The sequence below is a fragment of the Amycolatopsis sp. DG1A-15b genome, assembly GCF_030285645.1.
GTDB lineage: Bacteria > Actinomycetota > Actinomycetes > Mycobacteriales > Pseudonocardiaceae > Amycolatopsis.
Window position 1 is genome coordinate 5,609,965 of the sequence record NZ_CP127296.1, and the last position, 16,863, is coordinate 5,626,827.

The window sequence follows — 16,863 nt, forward strand, 5'->3', positions numbered from 1 at the left end:
CGAGCGTCTCCTACCGGTAGGTGAGCAATGCGGCCGTGTCCGCCTCGAAGTGCGGGTGCTCGTTGAACGACAGCAGCGTGACGCCGCCGCGCCCGGACACCAGCTTGGTGATCCCGCCGTTGACCGTGACGCGGTTGAGCTTGAGCAGCCCGGTTTCGGGGGTCCCCACGAGCAGGCCGCAGATCGTCGCGATCACCCCGCCGGAGGTGAACACGACCGCGTGTTCCCCCTTGCCCAGGGCCGCGACCAGGTCCGAAAGCGCGTCTCGGCACCGCGCGAGGAACGCGGGCCACGTCTCGGCGCACGGCCCGTCGGCACCGGCCGACGTCCACGCCGTCAGTGCCGCGTCCAGGACGCCCTGGTAGGCCCGCGAATCCTCCTGGGGTGCCCCGCCGGCGTGGTGGTGGGCGATGTCGACGTGGTCGTACTCGTTCCAGCGCGGGTCCTCGACCACCGGGACGTCGCTGCCGAGCACTTTCAGCGCCGTCGCCGCGGTGTCGCGCTGGCGGGCCAACGAGCCGGACCGGACCTGGCTGAAGGAGACGTTGCGCCGCAGCAGTTCCGCACCGACCACAGTGGACTGCTCGAAGCCGCGCGGGGACAGCGCGTCGTAGTCGGCCGCGCCGAAGGACGCCTGACCGTGCCGGACCAGGTAGATGGCGCCCACTACACGCTCCCCTTCGCGATGATCTCGCGGCAGCGCCAGTCCAGGTACCCGACGAACTGCCAGAAGTCCTTGAACGCCGGGTTGCGCGTGGCGCCGTCACGATAACGGCGGTACAGCTGCTGCAGCACGGCGGCGAGCCGGAACAAGCCGTAGACCTCGTAGAACCGCCAGTCGCCGATCGAAAGCCCGGTCTTCTCCGCGTAACGCGCGACGAACTCCTCGCGGGTGAACATCCCGGGCAGGTGGGTCGGCTGGCGGCGGCTCGCGTGCATGACGTCGTCGTCGCCGGCCTGGACCCAGTAGGCGAGCATGCTGCCCAGCTCCATCAGCGGGTCGCCGAGCGTGGCCATCTCCCAGTCGAGGACGCCGGTGATGGTCAACGCCGAAGGGCCGTCGAGCACCAGGTTGTCGAGCCGGTAGTCGTTGTGGATCAGGCAGATCTTGACCTCGCCGGGCTGGTTCGCCGCCAGCCACGCACGGACTTCGGCGAAGTCGCCGACGTTGTCCGTGCGCGCCGCGACGTACCGCTCCGACCAGCCGCGGATCTGCCGCTCGACGTACCCGGCGCCCTTGCCGAGGTCGGCGAGCCCGGCCTTCCCGACGTCGACGGCGTGCAGGTCCACCAGCCGGTCGACGACCTTGCCGGACAGCTCGCGCGCCTGCTCCGGCGTCAGCGTCATCCCCGGCGGCAGGTCGCCGCGCAGGATCAGGCCGTCCAGCTTCTCCATGACGTAGAAGTCGCCGCCGAGCACGGCCGGATCGTCGCCGAACGCCACCATCCGCGGCACGTACGGGAACACCGGCTTCAGCGCGTGCTGGACGCGGTACTCGCGCCGCATGTCGTGCGCCGACGCCGCTTTGTGCCCGGCCGGCGGGCGGCGCAGGATCAGCTCACGGTCCGGGTAGGCCAGCAGGTACGTCAGGTTGGACGCGCCGCCGGGGAACTGCCGGACGTGCGGCGGCTCGTCCCCGAGGCCCTCGACCTTCGCGCTCAGCCAGGCGTGCACCGCGGCGGCGTCGAAGGCGTCCTCCGCGCGGACCTCGACCGGGGCGTTCACGCGAACTTCCGCAGCAGCGCCGCCGGCACCACGCGCATGACGACGCTCAGCGGCACCCACGGCCACGCCGGGACGTAGGCGCGGCGCGGTTCGGCCTCGATCGCCTTGGCCAGCGCCCTGGCTCCGGTTTCGGCCTTGGCCAGCACGGGGTTCCGGCCGATCCGGTCGTTCATCTCCGACTCGATGTAGCCGGGCCGGACGTCGGTGACGGCGATGCCCTGGCGCTTCAGCTCGATCCGGGTGCCGTCGACGAACGCCGAGATCCCGGCCTTCGAAGCGGCGTACGCGGTGAGCTTGCCCGGGAACGGGCGCAGCGCGCTGAACGAGGAGATGACGGCGAGGTGGCCGGCGCCCTGCTCGCGGAAGATGCCGGCGGCGGCCTCGATCTGGGCGGCCGCCGCGACGAAGTTGACCTCGAGGGTCTGGCGGTTGGCGTCGAACCGGCCCGTGCCGACCCGCTGCCCCTTCCCGAGCCCGGCGTTCACAATCACCCGGTCGAGGGACCCGAGCTCGTCGCGGAACTCCGCGAAGACGGCGAACACGCGGTCGTGGTCGGTGACGTCGAGGGTGCGCGTGACGACCTGGATCCCGGGGTGCGCCGCGGTCAGTTCGGCGGCCAGCTTCTCGAGCCGCTCGGTGCGCCGCGCGCACAGCGCCAGGTTGCGCCCCTTCGCCGCGAACTGGCGGGCCATGCCCTCGCCCAGCCCGCTGCTGGCGCTGGTGATCAGGATGTTCTGCCGGAGAACCATGCCCGGATGCTACCCGGTGGTAACAAGACCGGTGGCCCGGCGCTGGGGGCGTCGCCGGGCCACCGGTCATCGCGCGGCCACACCGGCCGGTCGCACAACTCGGCCGGGTGAACCGGAGCCGGAACCGCTCACGCGGCCGGTCGCACCTGCGCCCGGGTGGGCCGTGAGGGGGAGGCGGTGCCACCGGCGCAGGCAAGTCATACAAGCGCGTCGGCCCAGGCCGGGGCAATGGTTCACAGTTGCCAGTACTAGCCCGTTCGCCCGAGTGGGCGTCCCGGCGGCACGACCGAAGAGGGGCGCGGAGACCACGCGGAAAACTGCTAACGTGCTCCGTGTCGGGGATCGTCGGGGGACGGCATGGGGCGGGTCGGGAATTCAGCGATGGCGGACAGCGCGGCGGGTGACGGCCAGGAGAGCGGCCGCACCGAATTCGCCATCCGGCTGCGCGCGGCCATCGCCACCAGCGGGCTGTCGCTCGACCGGATCCAGGCGCGGCTGCGGGCCCGCGGCGTCGTCGTCAGCGTCACCGCGCTGAGCTATTGGCAGTCGGGCAAGCGGCAGCCGGAGCGGCAGAGCTCGCTTTCGGCCGTTCGCACGCTCGAGGAGATCCTCGACGTCCCCGCCGGGTCCCTGCTCGGGCTGCTGCCCCCGCCCCGGCCCCGCGGCGGCGCCGGGAAGCGCCAGGCCGGCGGCGAGCCGATGTCGTTCCCGCGTGAGGTGCTGCAGCCGCTGCTGGAGAAGGTCGGCGCGCCGCACGCCCTCGACCGCCAGCAGCCGCTGAAGATGGTCGGGCTGCACGACCTGTGCGAGATCGCCGCGGACGGCGGCCAGCGCGCGGTGACCGCGCGGGCGGTGTTCCAGGCCGTCGCGGACGGCCAGGACCGCTGGCTGCTGGTCTACACCCAGGACGACCCGGCGGCGGGCGTCCCCGAACTGCACGCCGTGCGCAACTGCCGGATCGGGCGCGCCGAGACGGACGAGTCCCACGGCCTGCTCGTCACCGAACTGCTCTTCGACCAGCCGATCAACCGGGGCGAGACGCACCTGATCGAGTACACGCTGACCAACAGCGGGCCGCCGTACCCGGAGTGCCGCAACACCCACTACCGCGAGTTCCGCCGCCCGGTGCGGGAGTACCTGCTGGAGGTCCGGTTCGCCAGGGGCACCGCACCGGGCCGCTGCTGGCAGTACTCCCGCAACGGCGCGAACGGCACCCTCGCCCGGCGCCCCCTGAAGCTCGACGGCGCGGACGGCGTCCACGCGGTGGCGTTCGACTTCGGCCCGGGTGTGTTCGGCATCGACTGGGACTGACTCAGCTCAGGCGGGCCGCCGCGAGCGTGGCCAGCTCCGTGCGGTTCGCGATGCCCAGCTTCGCGTACACGTGCGCCAAGTGCGTCTTCACCGTGCCGCGGCTCATGAACAGGCGGGTGCCGATCTCCGGGTTCGTGCAGCCCTCGGCCGCCAGCTTCACCACCTCCAGCTCGGTCGGCGTCAGGCTGCCCCAGCCGCTCGACGGCCGGCCGCGCGTGCCCCGGGCCCGGCGCACGAACGCCACCACGTCGTCGAGCGGCATCGGCGGTTCGGATGTCGCCAGGCCGAGCGCGTCCACCTCCGCCTGCGCAGACGGACGCCGGGGGACGCCCAGCTCGGCCCGCGCCTGCGAAGCCGACACCAGCACGCGGGCGGCGTCGCCCTCGCGGCCGGTGCGCGCGAACAGCGTCGTCAGCGCGTCGAGACTCGCCAGGACACCCAGCCGGAGGCCGTGGTCGAGCCGCAGGCTCAACGCTTCGTGGTGCAGTTCGGCCGCCTGCTCCGGCTCCGCCAGGTACCCCTGCTGGTCCAGGACGCCGGCCAAGGGCGACGGCAGGGACCAGCGGCGGGTGAGCTCGACGGCGGTGGCCAGCACCTCCACGGCCTCGTCGGGACGGCCGAGCGCGCGCAGGAGAGCGCCGCGTTCGGCCAGTCCCTGCGCGGCCATGTACGTCCCGGGCACGGCTTCGCGCTCGAACCAGCGCAACGCGGCTTCGAACTCGCCTCGCCGCCAATGCAGCTCGCCGAGCACGCCGGCCATGCCCGGTACGAAGACGTCACCCGCCGTCTCGAGCAGCCGCAGGAACGGCTCCATCACGCGGAACCCGGCGTCGGCTTCCCCGGCCGCGCAGTGCACCAGCGCCAGGCGGCACAGCGTCGTGTTGACGCGGTGGAAGTCGCCGAGCGGGGCGGCCACGTCGACGGCCTGCCCGGCGAGTTCCCGCGCCCGCGGCAGGTCCGCCGCGGCGAGCGCGATCCCGGACCGGACACTGAGGACGGTCGACGCGAGGCCGCGGTCGCCCCGGCGCAGCAGGCCTTCGGCCGCCTCGTCGAGCAGGGGCGCCGCTTCGGCGTGGCGGTCGCGGGCGAACCGGACGATCCCGCGCAGCATCAACGCGCTGTCCCGCGCGAAGCCGTCTCCGGCGTCCTCGGCGACCTTCTCGGCTTCGACGGCGACGTCCCAGGCGGTGTCCAGGTCCGTGTACAGGTGGCCGAGGGCGGTCAGGGAGAGGCACCGCGCGCGCAGGCCCGCCTCGCCGAGTTCGGTGGCGAGGTCCAGGCCGCGCTGCGCGGCTTCGACGTCGAACGGCGCCGTCGTGTCCGCGACCAGGCCCATCCCGGTCAGCAGCCGGGCCTGCAGCGGTGTCCGGTCGTCCGGGCGCCGGGCGACCGCGCGCCTGAGGTAGGCCAGGCCCTCGTGGCCGCGCCCGTGCAGGTTCCACAGCCACGCGACGGCGGCGGCGAGCCGGCGGCCCCGGTCGGGATCCTCCTGCGCCAGCCCCCATTCCAGGGCCGCGCGCAAGTTGTCGCGCTCGGGCTCGACCCGCGCCCGCCAGGCGTCCTTGTCGCGGTCGAGCTCGGGCTCGGCGGCTTCGGCCAAGGCCAGGTAGTGGTCCAGGTGCCGGTCTCTGACGGCGTCGGTCTCCCCCGCCTCGGCCAGCCGGGCGGCCGCGTACTCGCGGAGCGTTTCCAGCAGCCGGTAGCGGCCGTCTTCGGCCAGTACCAAGGACTTGTCGACGAGCCGGCCGAGTGCCGGCAGCACGGCCGGGCCGCCCGCCGCGTCCAGGGTGAACCCGCCGGCGAACACCGCGAGCCGCCGGAACACCGCGCGATCTTCCCCGTCGAGCTGGTCGTGGCTCCACGCGATCGAGCCTTCGAGGGTCCGCTGCCGCGCGGGCACCCCGCGCGGGCCGCGGGTCAGCAGGGCGAACCGGTCGTCGAGGCCGGCGTCGATCTGGTGCGGGGCCAGGGTTCCGAGCCACGCCGCGGCCAGTTCGACGGCCAGGGGGATGCCGTCGAGCCGCGTGCAGATCGACCGGACGGCGGCCGCGCTGGACGTGTCCAGGGTGAACAGCGGCCGGACCGCGCCCGCGCGCTCGACGAACAGCGCGACGGCCTCCTCGACGGCCAATGGCGGCACCCGCCAGACCGTCTCCCCCGGCACGTCCAGCGGCTCCCGGCTGGTCGTCAGCACGGCGGCCTCGGGGCAGGTGCGCAGCAGCTCGACCGCGACTTCGGCGGCGCCGTCGAGGACGTGCTCGCAGTTGTCGAGACAGAGCAGCACGCGCCGGTCGCGCAGTTCCGTCGCGACCGAACGCGCCGCGCCGATCCGGGGTTCCACCGGCACCCCGAGCGTCGCGGCGACCTGCTCGGCGACGTCGGTCACGGCGTCCAGCTCCACCCACCACACGCCGTCAGGCCACTCGGTGCTCGCGGCGACCTGCGCGGCCAGCCGCGTCTTGCCGCTGCCGCCGGGTCCGGCCAGCGTGACCAGCCGCGTTCCGGCGAGCAGCCGCCGGACTTGCGCGACCTCGGTGTCGCGGCCGACGAACCCGGTCAGCTGCACCGGGAGGTTGTTCGGGACGGCGTCGAGCGAGCGCAGCGGCCCGGGCGACTCGCCGAGTTCGAAGATCCGCTCGGGCGCGGTGAGGTCCGGCAGCCGGTGGACGCCGAGGTCGTGCAGCGTGACGGCGTCCCCGAGGGCCGCCGCGGTGCGGGCCGACACGAGGATCCGGCCGTCTTCGGCCAGCGCGCGCAGGTGTTCACAACGGCGGACGGCGGCACCGGTTGGCGTGCCGTCGTCGCGGATCAGCACGTCCCCGGTGTGCACGGCCGCCGGGCCGCCGGGCAGCGCCGCGAGCGCCTCGTCAGGGGTCGCGAAGACGACCGGGGCGGCATCGCCGGCGCAGAGGATCGTGACCGTGCCGGCCGGCAGGAGTTTCGTCGCAGTCATGGCCCGGCCAGTCTGCCAGCGGATCTCGGCCAGGTGGCCGATGTTGCGCCACCGGGTGCCTGCGACCTTCGAACCCGTGGAGACGTTCGAGGAACTGCTGGCCCGCTGGCGGGACGCCGACGCGGACGGCGACACCGAGGCGCTGGCGCCGCTGCTCGCCGACGGCTTCCGCGGCGACGGGCCGGCCGGGCGCGTGCTCGACAAGGCCGGCTGGCCCGGCCGCGTCCCGGCGGGCGCGTTCCGGTGGACGCGCCTGCAGGTGACGCCGTCGGTCGGCGTCGCGACCGGGCACCGCGACGGCGTCGCCTGCACAGTGGTCGCCGAACGCCGCGATGGGCGCTGGCGAGTTGTCAACGTCCAGCGCGGGTCATGACAGCTTGGTGCGCAATACCTTTCCGGTCGCGTTGCGCGGCAGTTCGTCCAGGAACTCGACGTCCCGCGGCACCTTGTAGCGGGCCAGGTTCGCCTTGACGTAGTCGCGGATCTCGTCGGCGTCGAGTTCTGCGCCTTCGGCTCGCACCACGAACGCCTTGAGCCGCTGCCCGAACTCCGGGTCCTCGACGCCGATCACCGCCGCCTCGATCACGTCTTCGCGCTCGACCAGCAGGTTCTCCACCTCGATCGGGAACACGTTCTCGCCGCCGGAGACGATCATCTCGTCGTCGCGGCCGTCGATGAACAGCAGGCCGTCTTCGTCGAAGTGGCCGACGTCGCCGCTGGAGAGCAGGCCGTCGATGATCTCCTTGTGGCGGCCGTCGGTGTAGCCGCCGAAGCTGAGCCCGCTGCCGACGAACACGCGGCCGGTCACGTTCGGCTCGGTGATGGGACGGCCGTTCTGGTCGTACAGCGCCACCTTGCAGCCGACCGGCGCGCGGCCGACCGTGCCCGGCGCCTTCGCCCAGTCCTCCGGCGTCGCGACCGTCGCCACCGCGACCTCGGTCGAGCCGTAGAGGTTGTGCACGACCGGGCCGAACGCCTCGTTCGCCCGGTTGCCGAGGTCCGGGGACAGGGCCGAGCCGGCGACGAAGATGATCCGCAACGCCGACGTGTCGTACTTCTGCCGGACTTCCTTCGGCAGGTCGACGATGCGCTGCAGCATGGTCGGCACCAGCACCAGCGCGGTGCACTTGTGCTCGGCGACGCCGCGCAGCGCCTCTTCGGGGTTGAACTTGCGCCGCATCACGACCTTCGAGCCGAGCGCGAAGGACAGGATGAACTGGGACAGGCCGGTGCCGTGGAACAGCGGCGCGCCCATGTAGGTGGCCTCGTTCGACCGCAGCGGGATCCGGTCGAGGAACTGCGCCGACGCCAGCGCCGAGGTGTGCGGCCGCGGCGCGCCCTTCGGCGTGCCGGTGGTGCCGCTGGTCAGCAGCACGAACCCGCCCGGCTTGGCCGGCGCGGGCCACGGCCGGTCGTCGGTGCTGGCGATGATCTCGTCGAGCACCGGAACGGTCCGGTCGGTCAGGTCGGAGCCCGGGTCGACCCAGGCGAGGTAGCGGTCGACGCCGTCCGGGATCGCGTCGAGCAGACCGGTGAACTCCTGGTCGTAGACGAGCGCGGTGACGCCTTCGCGCTGGGCGACGTCGGCCAGCTGCGGCTTGGCGAACCCGGTGTTCATCAGCAGCAGGCGGACGCCGAGCTTGCCCGAGGCGGCCATCGTGAGGACCAGGCCGCGGTGGTCGCGGCACAGCGCGGCGACGACCTGGCCGGGCCGGATGCCGCGCTCGGACCAGGCCCTGGCCAGCGCGTTCGACTGGTCGTCGAGCTGCTTGTAGGTGAGCGGGCCGAGCTCGTCGACGATGCCGACGGCGGCCGGGTCGCGGCGGGCGGAGATGTGGTTGGCGCCGGCGAACGGGCCGAACTTCCGCAGCGCGACCAGCGAGCGCACCCCCTCGTCGAGCCGGGGGAAGGGAACGAGGCCCGCCCGCCGCATCACGTCGACGCTGCGCACCGTCTCGGTCACCTTGTCCGCCATCGTGGTGGCGAGCGCGACCAGGCTCATCCAGGCACCTCCGTTGCTGCGGGAAGAGAGCCCACGCCGACGGCGGGCGTACCGGCGGTATGGGAGCTACTGGAGAGTAAACCAACCGTAGGCCGAACGCACCAGCCCGCGACCGGGCGGAAACCGGCAACGACATCCGGGGCTCCGCCACCCCGAGCCCCCGAAAATGTCGGTGGTGGGCGGCATGATGTCCGAGTGCAGGTGATCGCCGGGCGGGAGGAGGACGGCAGCTTCACCGTGCGCACGCCTTCGGACACGGTGTCCGGCCTGGACGAGGCGGCTTTCGTGGCGCTGGCGCGGGAGCTGGAAGCGTCGGAGGCGCCGCGGTGGGTGTTCCCGTCGGTGGAGCGGACGTACCCGGTGCTGCTGGCGGCCGGGCTGCGGGTGCGCCGCTGCTACGACCTCGAACTGGCCGAGGGGCTGCTGCTGGCGTACGAAGGTGCCGAGGAGCAGTCGCGGAGCCTGCGCGCGGCCTGGGCCAGGGCGAACGGCGAAGAACCACCGCCGGACTCGTCGGCCGTCGAGCTGGCGCAGCCGACGCTGTTCGACACCCGCGCGCCGACGCTGCCCGAGGGCGTGACGGTCGTCACGGCGGTGCGGCGCGTCCTCGCGGAGCAGGAGCGGCGGGTGGCGGCGACCGGGCACCCGGACCGGATGCGGCTGCTGCTGGCCGCGGAGTCGGCGAGCGCGCTGGCCGCCGCGGAGATGTCGGCCGACGGCCTGCCGTGGCGCGCCGACGTGCACGAGGAGCTGCTGGCGGCGCGGCTGGGTCCGCGCGTGCCGGCCGGGCAGCGGCCGAAGGCGCTGGTCGAGCTGGCGGCGAAGATCAGCGAGGCGTTCGGCGGGCGGCCGGTGAACCCGGACTCGCCGCCGAGCGTGGTCCGGGCGCTGGCCCGCGAGGGGATCGAGGTGCCGGCGGCGCGGAAGTACCTGCTGAAGGGGATCGACCACCCCGCGGTCGGGCCGCTGCTGGAGTACAAGGAGCTGTCGCGGCTGTACACCGCCAACGGCTGGGCGTGGCTCGACGAGTGGGTCGGCGAAGGCCGGTTCCGGCCGCACTACGTCGTCGGCGGGGTGGTGTCCGGACGCTGGGCCAGCCGCGGCGGCGGGGCGCTGCAGATCCCGAAGGTGCTGCGGACGTGCGTGCGCGCGGACCCGGGCTGGAAGCTCGTGGTGGCGGACGCGGCACAGCTGGAGCCCCGGGTGCTCACGGCGTTGTCGGGCGACCGCCGGCTGGCCGACGTCGCGGCGGCGACGGACCTGTACGCGCGGCTGGGCGAGGCGTTGTTCTCCGGCGCCCGCTGGGTGCCGGTCGCGAACGACGACCGCGACGACCGGGCCCGCGCGAAGATCGCGATGCTCTCGGCGATGTACGGCGGCACGTCCGGCGAGGCGGGGCCGCTGCTGGGGCTGCTGCGGCAGCGCTTCCCGGACGCGGTGTCCTATGTGGAGCGTGCGGCGCAGGCGGGCGAGCGCGGCGAGCGGGTCCGGTCGCGGCTGGGCCGCACGTCCCCGGCGCCCTCGGCGGCGTGGCGCGCGTTGACCGGCGGCCTGGCCTCGGACGAAGCGGCGGAGCTGAAGGCCCGCCGGGCCTCGCGCGGCTGGGGCCGGTTCACCCGGAACTTCGTGGTCCAGGCGAGCGCGGCGGACATGACGGCGGTGATGCTGGCGACCCTCCGCACCCGCCTCCCCGCACCGGCCCACCTGGTGTTCTTCCAGCACGACGAGGTGATCGTCCACACCCCGGCCTCCCTGGCACCCCAGGTGTCCTCCGCCATCACCGACAGCGTGGCGGAGGCCGCCCGGATGCTGTTCGGCCCGGCCTGCCCGGTCCGCTTCCCCATGCAAACCGCAGCAGTGGACACCTACGCCGACGCAAAGTAGCCCGTGTCGTCCCGCCAATCACGCATCATGACTCTCCAATCACGCGAGTTCCGCCCTCAATCACGCGAGATCCGGCTCCAATCACGCGAGATCCGGCCTCAATCACGCGAGATCCGGCCTCCCGGGCGAACTCGCGTGATTGAAGGGTCGACTCGCGTGATTAGCGGGTCGACTCGCGTGATTGGAGGGTCGACTCGCGTGATTGGCGGGTCGACACGATCCGAGCCGCTACGGGAACATCGGGAGGGTCTGGGTTGCGACGTCCTGGTTCGGCAGGGTCCTCCCCGGGTTGCCGCGGAAGTCGGTCCAGGCCGGGTGCAGCCGGAAGTCCGCGCCGACCGCCGTCGCCGTGTAGTCGCCGATGAACACGCCCTGGAGTTCCTTGCCCGTCTCCGCACCCGTCGAAACGAACTGGACCTGCGGGTTCGCCGTCTGCGTGGTGATCCTGCGGAGCGGGGACAAGCCGTCGCCCCAGCCGGTGGCGTACGCGTAGTCGAGTCCGATGCCGTTCGGGTCGTACGCGCGCGTGTAGGACGTCACCGCGACGCGCCCGGCCAAGGCCGCAACCGCCGGGAACACCTCGTCCGCGCCGGTGCCGACCTTCACCGGCTTCGACCAGCCGTGCCGGCCGTCGGACCCGCTCAGGAACGCGTCGCCGTTCGTCTTCACCGACTCGCCGTCGCGGTAGGTGCCGTTGCGGTCGTCGGCCCAGGTCACCCACAGGTGATCGGTCACGCGGTCGTAGGTCAGCTGCGGGAAGCTGTTGACGCGGAAGTTTTCGCCGGTCAGCGCGTTGTTGGCGACGTCTTCGTCGACCGGGAAGTCGAAGTCGAGCCCCACCTCGGTGTGCCGGAAGGTCCGGCCGCCGTCGCGGGAGGTCGCCACGACGACCGCGTCGTGGTCGGCGGGCCGGTCGCACGCGGCCGTCGCGCACACTGACGTCTCGTAGGCGACCTGGAGCGTCCCGTCGCGGGTGACCACCGGGTTCGAGCCGCTGCCGAACGGCGTGATCCCACCGCGGAACCCGGTCAGCGACGGCGAAATCCGGCGCATCGGCGACCACGTCCGGCCGAAGTCGCGGGACTTCGACAGCACGATCGGCGATTCGACGAAGCTGCCGGACGCGTCGTAGGTGAACTGCGTCCAGGTCACGTAGACGTCGCCGGTCACGGGGTCGGCGGCGATCCACTCCTTGTCGTTGAAGATGTTCGCGGGTGTCGGCGTGCCCGCCGGCGTGACGCCGTCGAGGTGCAGGATCGCCGGGTCGCCGAAGCTGCGGCCGCCGTCGTGGGACACCGACACGGCGATGCCGCTGGCGAGCTGCTGGTCGTCCGGAACCGCGGCGCGGCTGAACACGAGCGTCGCGTAATACACGGTGTTGTGCGGCCCGAAGGCGATGGCCGGGTCGCCGGCGGCGTCCATGTAGGACAGTGGCGCGGCCGCCCCGGTCGGGTAGTCGAGGTGCGGCAGCTGGACGTTCGCCCAGGTCCGGCCGCCGTCGAACGAGGTGTAGGCGAAGCCGCCGGAATCGTTGCGGGCCTCGCGCGTGTTGTACAGCCGGTAGTCGTTCGCCCCGGCGACGATGTTGCGCGGGTTCTCCGGGTTGACGGCGATGGTGGTCTCGTTCTGGGCCGTGCTGCAGCCGGTCTGGCTGCCGGTCGGCACGATGGTGTCACCGTCGATGACGTCGGTGTTCGGCGCGAGCGGCCGGTACGGGTTCGGCTTGCCGATGTAGGTCTGGCAGAGCGCGGACAGCGCGGGATCGTCGCCGTCCTCCTCTTCCTCCTCGGCGAACTGCTCCTTGAGCAGCGGATTCGGCACGTCGTGCCGGGCCTCCGCGGCCATCCGGGCGATCTTGTGCTTGCCGGCGTGGGGATCCACGGGCAGCGGCGCACCCCCGGTGGCGGCCTGCGCGGCGGGCGCGAGGACGACGGCGAGCGGCAGCAGGAGCGCGGTACAGGCGGCGACGATTCTTCGCTTGGCGGACGAAACACCCAAGGACATCGGAAAGTCCTTTCCCAGGAGGCTATCCAGCGGCCCCAGGCTTGACGCCCGCACGCGCCCGGTCAACCGCCGGAAGTGTGGAGCCGGACATACCCGGCGTCGCGCCAGGGCGTCTGCCCTGCCCCAGCCGCATCTTCTGCTCGCCGCTGTGATCTACTTGTGGTTCCTGCCTTCGATCGGCCCCGGAGTCATCGCCACGCTGTCCGGGCTGGTGGTGCTGTACAGCCTAGGTCGCGGCCTGGCCACCGACGCTTCGGAAACACTCGCCGGCCGAGCGCTGGCCGGCATGCTGTCCGCCACCGTCGCGACGGTGGCGCTGATCGCGAAATGATCAGGCAGCGAAGCTAGGCCAGCGCGTCGTCGATGGCCTTCGTGATCCGCTTCAGCGACACCGGGTGAGCCGTCCCCAGCGTCTGGGCGAAGAACGACACCCGCAGCTCCTCGATCATCCACCGCACCTCGTTCAACGCCGGTGACGACGTTCCCGGCGGCAGTGTGGCCAGCGCGTCGGCGTACTCGGCCTGGATCCACGCGATGTCCGCCGTGCGCTGGAGGTCGCGGGTCGGTTCCGAAGCCAGCTTCTCCAGCCGGCGCGAAATGCCCTGCAGGTAGCGCACCACGTTGCGCAGCCGGGAGGCGCCGGTCGCCGTCACGAAACCCGGGTACACCAGGCCCGCCAGCTGGGCGCGGATGTCGGCCAGCGACTCCGCGGGGCCACGGGACGACGGCAACGCCACCTCGACGTCGTTCGCCGCGCGGAGGATCTTCTCCACCTCGGTCAACACGTCCAGCACCGCGGGGTGCAGGCCCGCCCGGACCTTCTCCAGCAGCACCTTGAAGCCGGTTTCGTCGAACGCCGGACCGCCGCCCGCGGCCATCAGGGCGTCCACCGCGCAGTCGACGCAGTCCTCGAGCAGCGCCGCCACGCTGCCGTGCGGGTTCCGGTTGAGCACCAGCTTCGACGAATTGGACAGCGACCGCGTGATGAACTTCATCGGCGAGTTCAGGTTCAGCCGCAGCATCCGCCGGGTGCCCGCCCACATCGCGTGTTCCTGCTGGGCCGGCGTATCCAGCAGCCGCACCGCCACCGTCGCGCCCTCGTCCACCAGCGCCGGGTACGCCTTGACGTCGTGCCCGCGCTGGTGCGAGGAGAACACCTGCGGCAGCGCGCCGAACGACGGCTTCGTCAGGCCGGCCTTCTCCAGGGTGTTGGCCGCCTTGGAGATCGTCTCGCGGACCTTCGGGGCGAGGCGGCGCTGCAGCTCCGCGACGTCCTTGCCCTCGGCCACGCGACGACCCCGCTCGTCGACCACCCGGAACGTCATCTTCAGGTGCTCCGGCACCGAAGACGGGTCCCAGTCCGCGTACGGCACCGTGATCCCGCGCAGCGCCCGCAGCTCGCGGCCGAGCACCTCCAGCAGCGGACCGTCCGAAGGGGACACTCGCGAAAGGACTTCCCGGGCCGTGTCCGGTGCCGGGACGAAGTTGCGGCGCACCGCCTTCGGCAGCGACTTGATCAGCTGGGTGACCAGTTCCGCGCGCAGCCCCGGCACCTGCCAGTCGAACCCGTCCGGCGTCACCTGGTTGAGCACCGGCAGCGGGACGTGCACGGTGACGCCGTCGGCGTCCGCGCCCGGCTCGAACTGGTAGGTCAGCTTGAAGACCTGCGTGCCCTGCGTCCACGAGTCCGGGTAGTCGCCCTCGCGGACGCCGCCGGCTGACTCGTTGATCAGCATGGACTTCTCGAACGACAGCAGGTCGGGGTCGGTGTGCCGCGCCTTCTTCCACCAGCTGTCGAAGTGGCGCACCGACACGACGTCCGCCGGGACCCGCGCGTCGTAGAACTCGTACAGCGTCTGGTCGTCGACCAGGATGTCGCGCCGCCGCGCGCGGTTCTCGAGGTCTTCGACCTCCTCCAGCAGCGCCCGGTTCTCGGCGAAGAAGTGGTGCCGCGTCTGCCAGTCGCCCTCGACCAGCGCGTGCCGGATGAACAGCGCCCGCGACAGCTCCGGGTCGATCCGGCCGTAGTTGACGCGGCGGTCGGCGATCAGCGGGACGCCGTACAGCGTCACCTTCTCGATCGCGATCACCGCGCCCTGCTTGCGTTCCCAGTGCGGCTCGGAATAGCTGCGCTTGACGACGTGCTGCGCGAGCGGCTCGACCCACTCGGGTTCGATGCGCGCGTTGACCCGCGCCCACAGCCGCGACGTCTCGACCAGCTCCGCCGACATCACCCAGCGCGGCTGCTTCTTGAACAGCGCCGATCCCGGGAACACGCCGAACCGGGCGCCACGCGCGCCGAGGTAGTCACCCTTCGCCGGGTCCTTGAGCCCGATGTGCGAGAGCAGCCCGGCGATCAGCGACGTGTGCACCCGCTGCGGGTCGGCCGGGGTCGTGTTCGTGTTCAGCGAGATGCCGAGCGGCTTGGCCAGCTGACGCAGCTGACTGAAGATGTCCTGCCACTCGCGCAGCCGCAGGTAGTTCAGGTACTCGGTGCGGCACATGCGCCGGAACTGGTTGCCGGACAACGCCTTCTGCTGCTCGGCGACGTACTCCCACAGGTTCAGGTAGGCCAGGAAGTCCGACGTCGGATCGGCGAACCGCGCGTGCTGGGCGTCGGCCGCCTGCTGCTTCTCGGCCGGCCGCTCGCGCGGGTCCTGGATGGACAGCGCGGCGGCGATGATCATGACTTCGCGGACGCAGCCGTTCTTCGCGGCCTCCAGCACCATCCGGCCCATCCGCGGGTCGACCGGCAGCTGCGCGAGCTTGCGGCCGATGTCGGTCAGGCTGCGGTCGGACCCGGAGCCGCCCGGGGCGAACGCGCCCAGCTCCTGCAGCAGGCCGACGCCGTCGGCGACCTGGCGGCGGTCCGGCGGTTCGACGAACGGGAACGCCGCGATGTCGCCGAGGCCCAGCGACGTCATCTGCAGGATGACCGAGGCGAGGTTGGTCCGCAGGATCTCCGGATCGGTGAACTCGGGCCGCGCCTCGAAGTCCTCTTCGGAATAGAGCCGGATGCAGATGCCGTCGGACGTCCGGCCGCAGCGGCCCTTGCGCTGGTTCGCCGACGCCTGCGACACCGGCTCGATCGGCAGCCGCTGCACCTTGGTGCGGTGGCTGTAGCGCGAAATCCGCGCGGTGCCCGGGTCGACGACGTACTTGATGCCCGGCACGGTCAGCGACGTCTCGGCCACGTTGGTGGCGAGCACGACCCGGCGCCCGGTGTGGGACTGGAAAATGCGCTGCTGCTCGGCCGAAGACAGCCGCGCGTACAGCGGGAGCACCTCGGTGTTGCGCAGGTTCGCGCGGTTGAGGACGTCGGCGGTGTCGCGGATTTCGCGCTCGCCGGAGAGGAACACCAGGATGTCGCCGGGGCCCTCGGCGCACAGCTCCTCGACGGCGTCGAGGATGCCCTGGGTCTGGTCGCGCTGGTCAGCGTCCGCGGCGCCCTCGGGATCGTCAGGGTCGACGAGCGGCCGGTAGCGCACCTCGACCGGGTACGTCCGGCCGGAGACCTCGACGATCGGCGCGTCGTCGAAGTGCTTCGAGAAGCGCTCCGGGTCGATCGTCGCCGAGGTGATGATCACCTTGAGGTCGGGGCGGCGCGGCAGCAGCTGCTTGAGGTAGCCGAGGATGAAGTCGATGTTGAGGCTGCGCTCGTGGGCCTCGTCGATGATCAGCGTGTCGTACTGGCGCAGCGACCGGTCGGTCTGGATCTCGGCCAGCAGGATGCCGTCGGTCATCAGCTTGACCAGCGTGTCCTGCCCGGACTGGTCGGTGAACCGCACCTTGTAGCCGACGGTCTCGCCGAGCTCGGTCTTCAGTTCGCTCGCGATCCGGTCGGCGACCGTGCGCGCGGCCAGCCGCCGCGGCTGGGTGTGCCCGATCTGGCCGCGGATGCCGCGGCCGAGCTCCAGGCAGATCTTCGGCAGCTGGGTGGTCTTGCCCGAGCCGGTCTCCCCCGCGACGATCACGACCTGGTGCCGGTCGATGGCGGCGGCGATCTCGTCCTTGAGCTTGCTGACCGGCAGCTCTGGGGGGTACTCGATCTTGGGCACGCTCTCGCGCCGCGACTGCAGGCGCAGCTCGGCCTTGTCGACGTCGGCGGCGATCTGCGCGAGGGCGGCATCGCGGTCGCGGGCTTTGCGGGCGCCTTCGAGCCGCCGGCGCAGCCGCTGCTCGTCACGCGGCATGAGCTCGGGCAGGCGCGCTCGCAGCGCGTGGAAGGGGGATGG

The 16,863-nt window shown here is 72.3% G+C and carries 11 protein-coding genes; 4 read left to right on the forward strand and 7 right to left on the reverse strand.

Annotated features, from left to right (window positions below):
• Nucleotides 1-10 precede the first annotated feature (10 nt).
• From QRY02_RS25655 to QRY02_RS25665, 3 genes are read right to left on the reverse strand one after another with little or no spacing between them, the layout of a single operon-like run.
• Nucleotides 11-667, reverse strand: a complete 657-nt coding sequence (locus tag QRY02_RS25655) for a histidine phosphatase family protein (protein WP_285985404.1) — start codon at nt 665-667, stop codon at nt 11-13.
• Nucleotides 667-1,725, reverse strand: a complete 1,059-nt coding sequence (locus QRY02_RS25660; protein ID WP_285985405.1) for a phosphotransferase family protein — start codon at nt 1,723-1,725, stop codon at nt 667-669. Before QRY02_RS25660 ends, QRY02_RS25655 begins: the two co-directional genes overlap by 1 nt.
• Complete coding sequence (locus tag QRY02_RS25665; RefSeq protein WP_285985406.1) at nt 1,722-2,474, reverse strand: SDR family oxidoreductase; 753 nt, start codon at nt 2,472-2,474, stop codon at nt 1,722-1,724. Before QRY02_RS25665 ends, QRY02_RS25660 begins: the two co-directional genes overlap by 4 nt.
• A gap of 381 nt (nt 2,475-2,855) precedes the next feature.
• Here QRY02_RS25665 and QRY02_RS25670 point away from each other — a divergent pair, with 381 nt between their 5' ends.
• Nucleotides 2,856-3,785: a hypothetical protein gene (locus tag QRY02_RS25670; RefSeq protein ID WP_285985407.1), complete on the forward strand. Its 930-nt coding sequence runs from the start codon at nt 2,856-2,858 to the stop codon at nt 3,783-3,785.
• Nucleotide 3,786: 1 nt separating this feature from the next.
• Here the strand turns inward: QRY02_RS25670 and QRY02_RS25675 are convergent, their stop codons facing one another.
• Complete coding sequence (locus QRY02_RS25675; RefSeq protein WP_285985408.1) at nt 3,787-6,738, reverse strand: helix-turn-helix transcriptional regulator; 2,952 nt, start codon at nt 6,736-6,738, stop codon at nt 3,787-3,789.
• 76 nt (nt 6,739-6,814) lie between these two features.
• Here QRY02_RS25675 and QRY02_RS25680 point away from each other — a divergent pair, with 76 nt between their 5' ends.
• Entirely contained in the window at nt 6,815-7,111 is a 297-nt protein-coding gene (locus QRY02_RS25680) for a nuclear transport factor 2 family protein (protein WP_285985409.1), read from the forward strand.
• Here QRY02_RS25680 and QRY02_RS25685 read toward each other — a convergent pair.
• Nucleotides 7,106-8,740 (reverse strand): acyl-CoA synthetase, encoded by a 1,635-nt coding sequence (locus QRY02_RS25685; protein WP_285985410.1) that lies wholly within the window; start codon nt 8,738-8,740, stop codon nt 7,106-7,108. The genes QRY02_RS25680 and QRY02_RS25685 overlap by 6 nt on opposite strands.
• 195 nt (nt 8,741-8,935) lie before the next feature.
• Here QRY02_RS25685 and QRY02_RS25690 point away from each other — a divergent pair, with 195 nt between their 5' ends.
• On the forward strand, nt 8,936-10,624 hold the full coding sequence (locus QRY02_RS25690) for a bifunctional 3'-5' exonuclease/DNA polymerase (protein WP_285985411.1): 1,689 nt from the start codon (nt 8,936-8,938) through the stop codon (nt 10,622-10,624).
• 228 nt (nt 10,625-10,852) lie between these two features.
• Here the strand turns inward: QRY02_RS25690 and QRY02_RS25695 are convergent, their stop codons facing one another.
• Complete coding sequence (locus QRY02_RS25695) at nt 10,853-12,628, reverse strand: sialidase family protein (RefSeq protein WP_285985412.1); 1,776 nt, start codon at nt 12,626-12,628, stop codon at nt 10,853-10,855.
• A gap of 148 nt (nt 12,629-12,776) precedes the next feature.
• On the opposite strand from QRY02_RS25695, the gene QRY02_RS25700 reads away from it, so the two are divergent.
• Nucleotides 12,777-12,959 (forward strand): hypothetical protein, encoded by a 183-nt coding sequence (locus QRY02_RS25700; protein ID WP_285985413.1) that lies wholly within the window; start codon nt 12,777-12,779, stop codon nt 12,957-12,959.
• A 13-nt stretch (nt 12,960-12,972) separates the two neighbouring features.
• Here the strand turns inward: QRY02_RS25700 and hrpA are convergent, their stop codons facing one another.
• Nucleotides 12,973-16,821: an ATP-dependent RNA helicase HrpA gene (hrpA, locus tag QRY02_RS25705; RefSeq protein ID WP_502874272.1), complete on the reverse strand. Its 3,849-nt coding sequence runs from the start codon at nt 16,819-16,821 to the stop codon at nt 12,973-12,975.
• Nucleotides 16,822-16,863 lie beyond the last annotated feature (42 nt).

Excerpts from the sequence above, each read along its gene's own strand:
- QRY02_RS25665 (WP_285985406.1), bottom strand. The coding sequence starts at position 2,474 with ATGGTTCTCCGGCAGAACATCCTGATCACCAGCGCCAGCAGCGGGCTG.
- QRY02_RS25670 (WP_285985407.1), top strand. The coding sequence starts at position 2,856 with ATGGCGGACAGCGCGGCGGGTGACGGCCAGGAGAGCGGCCGCACCGAA.
- QRY02_RS25675 (WP_285985408.1), bottom strand. The coding sequence starts at position 6,738 with ATGACTGCGACGAAACTCCTGCCGGCCGGCACGGTCACGATCCTCTGC.
- QRY02_RS25685 (WP_285985410.1), bottom strand. The coding sequence starts at position 8,740 with ATGAGCCTGGTCGCGCTCGCCACCACGATGGCGGACAAGGTGACCGAG.
- QRY02_RS25695 (WP_285985412.1), bottom strand. The coding sequence starts at position 12,628 with ATGTCCTTGGGTGTTTCGTCCGCCAAGCGAAGAATCGTCGCCGCCTGT.
- hrpA (WP_502874272.1), bottom strand. The coding sequence starts at position 16,821 with ATGCCGCGTGACGAGCAGCGGCTGCGCCGGCGGCTCGAAGGCGCCCGC.